Origin of the sequence: Sphingopyxis soli (genome assembly GCF_018682675.1) — a bacterium.
GTDB lineage: Bacteria > Pseudomonadota > Alphaproteobacteria > Sphingomonadales > Sphingomonadaceae > Sphingopyxis > Sphingopyxis soli.
In genome coordinates this window covers 1-9,077 of the sequence record NZ_JAFMTR010000041.1, presented here as the reverse complement: position 1 = coordinate 9,077, position 9,077 = coordinate 1, and the positions used below count along the sequence as shown (strand labels likewise).

Annotated in this window: 8 protein-coding genes; 3 read left to right on the top strand and 5 right to left on the bottom strand. The window is 66.9% G+C overall.

Features of this window, described 5'->3' with window-relative positions:
* Positions 1-120: 120 nt before the first annotated feature.
* From rbfA to rimP, 5 genes are read right to left on the bottom strand one after another with little or no spacing between them, the layout of a single operon-like run.
* Positions 121-531 (bottom strand): 30S ribosome-binding factor RbfA, encoded by a 411-nt coding sequence (rbfA, locus tag J1N50_RS05570; RefSeq protein WP_215350840.1) that lies wholly within the window; start codon positions 529-531, stop codon positions 121-123.
* A 51-nt stretch (positions 532-582) separates the two neighbouring features.
* Complete coding sequence (gene infB / locus J1N50_RS05565) at positions 583-3,129, bottom strand: translation initiation factor IF-2 (RefSeq protein ID WP_215350837.1); 2,547 nt, start codon at positions 3,127-3,129, stop codon at positions 583-585.
* 17 nt (positions 3,130-3,146) lie between these two features.
* Positions 3,147-3,941 carry a DUF448 domain-containing protein gene (locus J1N50_RS05560; protein WP_215350833.1) on the bottom strand — a complete coding sequence of 265 codons (795 nt, stop codon included), beginning with the start codon at positions 3,939-3,941 and terminating at the stop codon, positions 3,147-3,149.
* Positions 3,922-5,568 (bottom strand): transcription termination factor NusA, encoded by a 1,647-nt coding sequence (gene nusA / locus J1N50_RS05555; protein WP_215350830.1) that lies wholly within the window; start codon positions 5,566-5,568, stop codon positions 3,922-3,924. The genes J1N50_RS05560 and nusA overlap by 20 nt, the downstream gene beginning before the upstream one ends.
* Positions 5,568-6,113 carry a ribosome maturation protein RimP gene (gene rimP / locus J1N50_RS05550; RefSeq protein ID WP_215350827.1) on the bottom strand — a complete coding sequence of 182 codons (546 nt, stop codon included), beginning with the start codon at positions 6,111-6,113 and terminating at the stop codon, positions 5,568-5,570. Before rimP ends, nusA begins: the two co-directional genes overlap by 1 nt.
* 248 nt (positions 6,114-6,361) lie before the next feature.
* On the opposite strand from rimP, the gene dmeF reads away from it, so the two are divergent.
* The 3 genes from dmeF (at position 6,362) to J1N50_RS05535 (ending at position 8,998) form a co-directional block, all read left to right on the top strand.
* Entirely contained in the window at positions 6,362-7,282 is a 921-nt protein-coding gene (gene dmeF, locus J1N50_RS05545; RefSeq protein ID WP_215350824.1) for a CDF family Co(II)/Ni(II) efflux transporter DmeF, read from the top strand.
* 160 nt (positions 7,283-7,442) lie between these two features.
* Positions 7,443-8,567 carry a cell wall hydrolase gene (locus J1N50_RS05540; RefSeq protein ID WP_215350821.1) on the top strand — a complete coding sequence of 375 codons (1,125 nt, stop codon included), beginning with the start codon at positions 7,443-7,445 and terminating at the stop codon, positions 8,565-8,567.
* Between the two features lie 44 nt (positions 8,568-8,611).
* A complete protein-coding gene (locus tag J1N50_RS05535; protein WP_215350818.1) occupies positions 8,612-8,998 on the top strand; it encodes a VOC family protein in 387 nt (128 codons plus the stop codon).
* The last annotated feature ends 79 nt before the right edge of the window (positions 8,999-9,077 follow it).

The window sequence follows — 9,077 nt, the reverse complement described above, 5'->3', positions numbered from 1 at the left end:
AGATTCTTGTTTTGCCGTGTTTTCCGAGTCGTCAGGTGATTCCACCTGACTTGAAAACACTCTGGCCAAGCCCATCAATCGGTCATCCCGGTGAAGGCCGGGATGACGACAGTTTTGGGGTCAATCCGGGGTCTCGTCCTCGCCGCTCTCCAGATCGCGCGCTACCTTCGGGTCGCGCAGCAATTTCTCGATGTGACTCGCCTCGTCGAAGCTTTCGTCGGGCAGGAATTTCAGTTTCGCGGCATATTTCATGCGGATGCGGTGCGCGACCTCGCGCTGAAGGTAGGCGGTGTTGGTGCGCAGTGCCTTGATCACCGCCTCTTCGTCGCGGCCGAGCAGCGGCTTCACGAACACCGTCGCGTGACGCAGGTCGGGCGACATACGCACTTCTGTGATGCTCACCGGATGCTTCGCAAGGACGTCATCGTGCACGTCGCCGCGCTGGAGGATTTCGGAGAGGACGTGGCGCACCTGCTCGCCCACGCGCAATACGCGGACCGAGGGGCCGGACTGGGTTTCGTTATGACGCATATATCGTTCCTGCTGCACCCCCGCGCCGGCGGGGGTGCAGGGATGGCTTGATTACAGCGTGCGTTCGCGTTCCTCGACCTCGAATACTTCGAGGTTGTCGCCCGGCTTGATGTCGTTGGTGTCGGCCAGCACGACACCGCATTCCAGGCCGGCGCGCACTTCGGCGACGTCGTCCTTGAAGCGGCGGAGCGAAGCGATCGTCGTCGCCGAAATGATGACGTCGTCGCGGGTGAGACGCGCGTGCAGCCCCTTGCGGATGACGCCTTCGAGCACCAGCAGACCCGCCGCCTTGTCGCGCTTGCCGGCCGGGAAGACGTCCTTGACTTCGGCGCGGCCGACGACGTTTTCGATGCGTTCCGGACCCAGCTCACCCGCCATTTCCTTCCGGACCTCGTCGGTCAGGTGATAGATGACGTCATGATACATGAAGCGCACTTTTTCGCGCTTCGCGATCTCGCGCGCCTTGGCGTTCGGGCGGACGTTGAAGCCGATGATCGGCGCGCCGGTGGCGGCCGCCAGCGTCACGTCGCTTTCGGTGATCGCACCGGCGCCCGACTGGAGCACACGGACGCGGATCTCGTCGGTCGAGATCCTGTTGAGCGCATTGACGATCGCTTCGACCGAACCCTGCACGTCGCCCTTGATGACCACCGGATATTCGATGACCTTCGCCTTGTCGGCGAGCGCCTCGAACATGCCCTCGAGGCTGACCGGTGCCTGCACCGTCCGCTTCTTGAGCGCTTCGCTCTGGCGATAGGCGGCGACTTCGCGTGCACGGGCTTCGTTCTCGACGACGGTGAGCGTATCGCCCGCCATCGGCACGCCGCCGAGGCCGAGAACCTCGACCGGCATCGAGGGTCCGGCTTCCTTTACCTGCTTGCCCTGGTCGTCGATCAGCGCGCGGACGCGTCCGCTTTCGGCGCCGCAGACGAAGATGTCGCCCACCTTCAGCGTGCCGCGACGGACGAGGATCGTCGCGACGGGGCCGCGGCCCTTGTCGAGCTTCGCCTCGACCACCGTGCCTTCGGCGGCGCGGTCGGGGTTCGCCTTCAATTCCATGATTTCGGCCTGCAACGCGATCGCGTCGAGCAGCTTGTCGAGGCCGGTCTTCTTCAGCGCCGACACTTCGACATTCTGGACGTCGCCGCCCATTTCCTCGACCACCAGCTCATGCTCGAGCAGGCGTTCGCGGACGCGCTGCGGGTTCGCGCTTTCCTTGTCGACCTTGTTGATCGCGACAATGATCGGCACGCCCGCCGCCTTCGCATGGTTGATCGCCTCGATCGACTGCGGCTTCAGCCCGTCGTCGGCCGCGACCACCAGGATCACGATGTCGGTGACGTTCGCACCGCGCTGCCGCATCTCGGTAAAGGCTTCGTGACCCGGCGTGTCGAGGAAGGTGACGAGCGACCCGTCGGGGGTCGTCACCTGATAGGCCCCGATATGCTGGGTAATGCCGCCGGCTTCGCCCGCCTGCACATTCGCGCCGCGCAGCGCGTCGAGCAGGCTGGTCTTGCCGTGGTCGACGTGCCCCATGATCGTGACGACCGGCGCGCGCGGCTTCAGATGCGCCGCATCGTCGACGTCCTCGTCATGGCGGATGTCGACGTCGGCCTCGCTCACGCGCTTGATCTCGTGCCCGAATTCGGTGACGAGCAGTTCGGCGGTGTCCTGGTCGATCGTCTGGTTGACGGTGACGGGCATGCCCATCTTGAACAGCGCCTTCACCAGATCCGCGCCCTTTTCGGCCATGCGGTTGGCGAGCTCCTGCACGGTGATGCTGTCGGGAACGACGACCTCGCGAACCTGCTTCTCGCGCGGGCCGCTCGACACCATGTGCGAGCGCTTTTCCTTTTCGCGGGCGCGCTTCAGCGCCGCGAGGCTGCGCGCGCGCGCACCCTCGTCGTCGTTGAGCGCACGCGTGACGGTCAGCTTGCCCGACTGGCGGCGGTTGTCGGCACCGCGGGTCGCCTTGGGCTCGGGACGCTTCGGTTCGGGGCGCTTCGGCGCCTCGACCGGCGTGAAGCGGCGGGGTGCCGGTGTGGCGGTCGCGGCGGTCGTCGTGCGCGGCGCGTCCTCGCCCGCTTCCCTGGCAGCAGGCGTTTCGGCAGCGGTCGGCGCTTCGGACGCAGCGGCCGACGTCGGCGTCGGCACGGCTTCGGCGGTCTTCGCCTTCTCTTCACGCGCCTCGGCACGCGCCTTTTCCTCTTCGGCGGCGCGCGCGCGCTCGGCCTCTTCGCGGCGGCGGCTTTCCTCGAGCGCCTGCATCCGCGCTTCCTCGGCCTCGCGCAGGAGCTGCGCCTGGCGCTCCTGGCGCGACATCAGGCTGTCCGCGGCGGGCTTGGGCGCGGCAGGCTTCGCAGCGACCGGGGCGGTCGCGGGGGCCGGAGCGGGCGCGGGGGCGGCCTTGACCTCTTCCACCTCGGGCACGGGCGCGGCTTCGCCGGGGCGACCGAGGACGCGGCGGCGCTTCACCTCGACCACCACCGTATTGCGGCGGCCGTGGCTGAATTGCTGCTGCACCTGGCCGGCCTCGACCGTCCGCTTCAGCCCCAGGGGCTTGCGGGTAAGGGTCGGCTTGTCCTGTTCGTCGCTCATCTAAACTTCTTATTCCTTCAATTCGCGTCCGAAGCATCGGAATCCGTGTCGGAATCCATGGACGCTGTCCCATTGCCCGCCTTGCGGGGATTCGTGCCCCCCGCGGAGCGGAAATCCTCAGGTGAAACGCGGTCGGCCGCGTCCCTACTCCATCCGGAGAAAAACTGCCAGCGGCTCAAATGTGCCAGCAACCGGTCAGCGGCACGGGCGTCGATGACAGCCAGATGGACCGCATTCTCTCGCCCCAATGCCATAGATAGGGTGGCCCGGTCCACTGGCAAGATCATCCCTTCGCGGCCGGAACCCTCGTCGTCCTCGCCGACGCGCCATGCCTGCGCGAGTTTCTTGCGGCCGTCGTCGCCCGCATCGCTGGCATGAAGCAGCAGGCGAACCTGCCCGCGCCGCGCCGCCTGCTCGATCTTTTCATTGCCCGAAATGAGCGTCCCCGAACGCGATTCGAGCCCGAGCCGGTCGAGCGTCGCGCGCTGGAGCTGCGCCTCGATACGCGCACCGAGATCGTCGGGGATCATGATGCCCCCTTCGTGCAGCGCCCGCGCCAGCCCGCCCTTGAGCTTGCCCTTCGCCTGCGCCGCTTCGAGAGTCCCGCGATCGACGCCGATCCACGCCCCGCGCCCCGGCGCCTTGCCCAGAACGTCGGGCGCGATCACGCCGTCGGGCCCGAGCGCAAGGCGCACGAGCCGTTCGGCCGGCGCCACGTCGCCGGTCACCACACAGCGCCGCTCGGGCACATGGTGTCCGCGCTTGCCCGCGCGGTCGGTTGGGATCAGCTGATCATTGCGCGGGGTCCGCATCGGCGGCCTCCCCGTTTTGCGGCTCCGCCGCGGGCCCGTCTTGCACCGCTTCGGCAGCCGGTTCGTCTTCGAACCAGTGCGCACGCGCCGCCATGATGATCTCGTTGCCCTGCTCTTCGCTGAGGCCATATTCGCCGAGCACGCCGCCCTTGTCCTCGGGGCGTTCGCGCGCCGGGCCGCGGCGGTTGTCCTGCCGCTTCTTGGCGATCAACTCGTCGGTCGCGAGGTCGGCGAGGTCGTCGAGCGTCTTGATCCCCGCCTTGCCGAGCGTGACGAGCATCGCTTCGGTCAGGTGCGGCAGTTCGGCCAGATCGTCCTCGACGCCCATGCCGCGGCGTTCCTGCCGGGCAGCCTCTTCGCGGCGTTCGAGCGCTTCGGTCGCGCGGCTCTGCAGTTCCTGCGCCAGCTCCTCGTCAAAGCCTTCGATGCTCGCCAGTTCGTCGAGCGGAACATAAGCGACTTCCTCGAGTTCGCCGAAGCCCTCGGCGACGAGAAGCTGCGCGAGCGTCTCGTCGACGTCGAGCTCTTCCTGGAACATCGTCGAGCGTTCGACGAATTCGCGCTGGCGCTTCTCGCTCGCGTCGGCCTCGGTCATGATGTCGATCTGGCTGCCGGTCAGCTGGCTGGCGAGACGGACATTCTGGCCGCGACGGCCGATGGCGAGGCTCAGCTGGTCGTCGGGAACGACGACTTCGATGCGGCCGTCATCCTCGTCGATGACGACGCGCTGCACCGTCGCGGGCTGAAGCGCGTTGACGACGAAGGTCGCCGTGTCTTCCGACCAGGGGATGATGTCGATCTTTTCACCCTGCATTTCCTGCACGACCGCCTGCACGCGGCTGCCCTTCATGCCGACGCAGGCGCCGACCGGATCGATCGAGCCGTCATAGCTGATCACGCCGATCTTCGCGCGCGAACCGGGGTCGCGGGCCGCGGCCTTGATCTCGATGATGCCGTCATAGATTTCGGGCACTTCCTGCGCGAACAGCTTCTTCATGAACTCGGGGTGCGCGCGGCTCAGGAAAATCTGCGGGCCGCGGTTCTCGCGACGCACCGACAGGATGATCGCGCGGACGCGGTCGCCGACGCGCATCAGTTCGCGGGGGATCTGCTGGTCGCGGCGGATGACGCCCTCGGCGCGGCCGAGGTTGACGACGATGTGGCCGAATTCGACCGACTTGACGACGCCCGTGATGATCTCGCCCGCGCGGTCCTTGAATTCTTCATACTGGCGCTCGCGATCGGCTTCGCGAACCTTCTGGAAGATCACCTGCTTTGCCGACTGGGCGTCGATGCGGCCCAGGTCGACCGCGGGCAGCGGGTCGACGATGAAGTCGCCGATCTTCGCGTCCTTCTGCAGCTTCTGGCCGGCGGCAAGATCGACCTGCTTGAAATAATCCTCGACCGTCTCGACGACCTCGACGACGCGCCACAGGCGAAGGTCGCCGGTCTGCGGGTCGAGCTTGGCACGGATGTCGTTCTCGGCGCCATAGCGGGCACGCGCGGCGCGCTGGATCGCTTCCTCGATCGCCTCGATGACGATGCCCTTGTCGATCATCTTCTCGCTGGCGACGCTGTTGGCAATCGCGAGCAGCTCGGCCTTGTTGGCGGAAATGGCAGTGGCCATCAGTCCTGTCCTTCTTCTTCCATTTCATCCGCGCCCTCGATCGAGAGCGGGACGGTTGCGGCAATCAATTTGTCGGTGAGGACCAGCTTCGCCGTGTCGATCGCATCGAACGGCAGCTTGTGCTCCACCCCTTCCTTATCCGAAATCGTGACGGTATCGCCGTCGATGCCGACCAACTCGCCGTTGAAGCGCTGGCGGCCGTTCAGCTTTTCCTTGAGCGCGATCTTCGCCTCATGCCCCGCCCAGTCGGCGAAGTCGGCGCGGCGCGTCAGCGGCCGGTCGATGCCGGGCGACGAAACCTCGAGCCGGTAGGCGACCTCGATCGGGTCTTTCCCTGCCTCTTCGAGCGCGTCGAGCCGGTCGGAGATGCGGCGCGACAAATCGGCGCAATCGTCGATCGTCAACTGGCGCGTGTCGGGCCGCTCGGCCATCACCTGCAAGGTCGGATCGCTTGTCCCGCCAAAGAAGGCGACGCGCACGAGCGCAAGGCCCATCGCCTCGGCTTCGGGCGCGATGATCGCGTTGAGGACGTCGAAGTCGACCAAGTCTGTTTCCCAAATCGGCTGACCGGAAAACCATGCGGGAAAAGCCGCCGCGGCCCGCGGCCCCGACGTCCCAACTGGCTAACCATGTCAAGAAGTAGGGCGCATATAGGCTTTGCCGCGAGAGTCGGCAAGGGGAGATTGGGGCAGCGGCTTTGGTGACCCGCCGGCGCATCCCCTTTCGCCGGAGATCGCCGCGCCGCCCCCACGCACCCCCTTGTCATTCCACCCTTATCCGATAGGCAGCAACCATGTCGCTCGACAGTGAAATCGACGCCCTGACGCACAGCCATGTCTATCTGGGCAAGCGGCACGACGAAAATGCGCGCCGCACGCTCTGGGTCGTCGCGCTTACCGCGGTGATGATGGTCGGGGAGATCGTCGCCGGGATCGCCTTCAATTCGATGGCCTTGCTCGCCGACGGCTTCCACATGGCGACCCACGCCGGCGCGCTCGGCATCGCGGCGCTCGCCTATCGCTATGCCAAACGGCACGCGACAAGCGGACGTTACAGCTTCGGCACCGGCAAGGTCGGCGACCTCGCGGGCTTCGCTTCGGCGCTCGTCCTCGGCATCGTCGCGATCGGCATCGCCTGGGAATCGGCGATCCGCCTCGTCGATCCAAGCCCGGTCGAGTTCGGGGAAGCGACGATCATCGCGATCATCGGACTCGGCGTGAACATCGCCAGCGCGCTGCTCCTCGGGCACGGACACGATCATGGACATGACGATCATTCCGGTCATGCGCACCATCATGACCACGGCCACGAAAAGGACAACAACCTCCGCTCGGCCTATCTCCACGTCGTCGCCGACGCGCTAACCTCTGTCCTCGCGATCGCGGCGCTGCTCGGCGGGCGCTATCTTGGCTGGGTTTGGCTCGACCCCGCGATGGGTGTCGTCGGCGCAATCGTCATCGCGGTCTGGTCCTGGTCGCTGATGCGCGACACCGGCGCGGTCCTGCTCGATGCCACCGACACCAAGCTCGAGAGCGAAATCCGCACCCTCGTCGAGGGGCCGGGCGATGTAAAAATCGCCGATCTCCATGTCTGGCGCGTCGGCCCGGGCGCCCACGCCGCAATCGTCAGCGTCGTCGGCGCATCGCGTGCGACCATCTGCGAACGTCTGCGGCCGGTTCATGAAATCGAGCATCTGACGGTCGAGATACGCTAGTCCGCGCTGCCGTCGGCGATCCGGCCCGTCGGCGCTAACGTCCGCGCGGCATCATGTCCCCGCGTGGGACATGCGCAGCGCGGCGAAACCGTTTATTGGCGTTTCGGGGCATAAGGCCGGAAATAGGGCGCGAATCGCCCGGGATGGTTTGACGGAACGCATGAAACCCGAACTCAACCTTGCCGTCCGCCCGACGTGGCGCGACCCGGCGCCGGCCAGGACGGCGGGACCGGGCCGCGACTATTGGGCGGTGCTGGTCGCGGTGGTCGTGGTCGCGTGCCTCGCGCTGATGCTGTCGACCGGCCAATATCGCCCGCGCGGTTTCGGGCCGTACAGCGTCACGGTGCCACTCAGTTTCAAGCCCTATGACCCCGCGCGCTGGGCGATCATGAATTCGGACAGCTACGAGGACGCGCTGAAGATCGATCCGACGCTGCCCGATCCCGCGAGCGTCGGCTATGCCGATGCGACCGCGCTGCCGCCGGCACCCCCCGCGCAGCTTCAGCAGGAAGCGCTCACCGGCCCTGCCGCGACGCCCTATATGTTTCGCGGCCTTACTGCGCTCGACCGCGAGCGCGCGCATTATTGCCTGACCGCCGCCATCTATTACGAAGCGGCGTCGGAAAGCGACGACGGGATGCGCGGCGTCGCGCAGACGGTGCTCAACCGCGTCCGCCATCCGAGTTTCCCGAACACCGTGTGCGGCGTCGTCTTTCAGGGATCGGAGCGCGCGGGCGTGTGCCAGTTCACCTTCTCGTGCGATGGCGCGATGGCGCGCGCACCGAGCAGGCCCAACTGGCTTCGCGCCAGCCGGATCGCGGCGGCCGCCCTCAACGGCCATGTCTTTGCGGGGGTCGGTCTTGCGACCCATTATCACACCACCGCGATCTGGCCGCGTTGGGGCAAGAGCCTCGTCATGACGAACATCGTCGGCGCGCATATCTTCCACCGCTGGCGCGGCCGCTGGGGGATGCCCGATGCGTTCCGCTCCCCCTATCTCGGCCGCGAGCCGGTGCCGGGCCCCTATCTGCCGGTCGCCCAGCAACTGGCGATCCTGAAGGGCAAGGGGATCGCGCCGGGCGCCGGGCCAGTGCCCGCGCTCGCCGGGGCGCCCGCTCCCCTGCCCGACGTCGCGCCCGCGCCGATGCCCGGCGCGATGACCGCCCCGCAGCCCGCACCCCCGGCACCGGCCGCGGCACCCGCGCCGACCTACTCCGACCCGCGGCTGAACCAGTCGGGTCAGGTCCGCGAGGAATTCCGGAAAAGCGGGGAGTGGATTCGCTGACCGAAGCTGCCTAGTCTCGTCCCGTCAATCCATCGGAGGCGGACATGGGGCATGTGAAAGGCATCGGCGGACTCTTCTTCCGCGCAAAGGATCCCGAGAAACTGAGCGCCTGGTATCGCGAACGCCTCGGCGTCGGTGGCGGGTGCAGCGCCGACGACAGCGTGCCGCCGAACCAGTGGGTGTGGAATGTCACGGCGGGGCCGCTCGTCTTTTCGCCGTTCAAGGCCGACACCGACTATTTCGCCGCCGACCGCCAGTTCATGATCAACCTGCGCGTCGACGATCTCGATGCGGTGCTGGCGCCCTTCAGGCAAGCGGGCGAGGCGATCATCACAAAGCCCGAATGGGACGACCCCGCGGTCGGCCGCTTCGCAAGGGTCCACGACCCGGAAGGCAATCCGATCGAACTCTGGGAGCCGCCGCAAGGGTAATCTTGTTGTCTGGCTGACGCCAGACGCGGCACCGGCCCGCTCCCCCGCCCGGTCTCCCGACATAGTATTCTATGGGAGG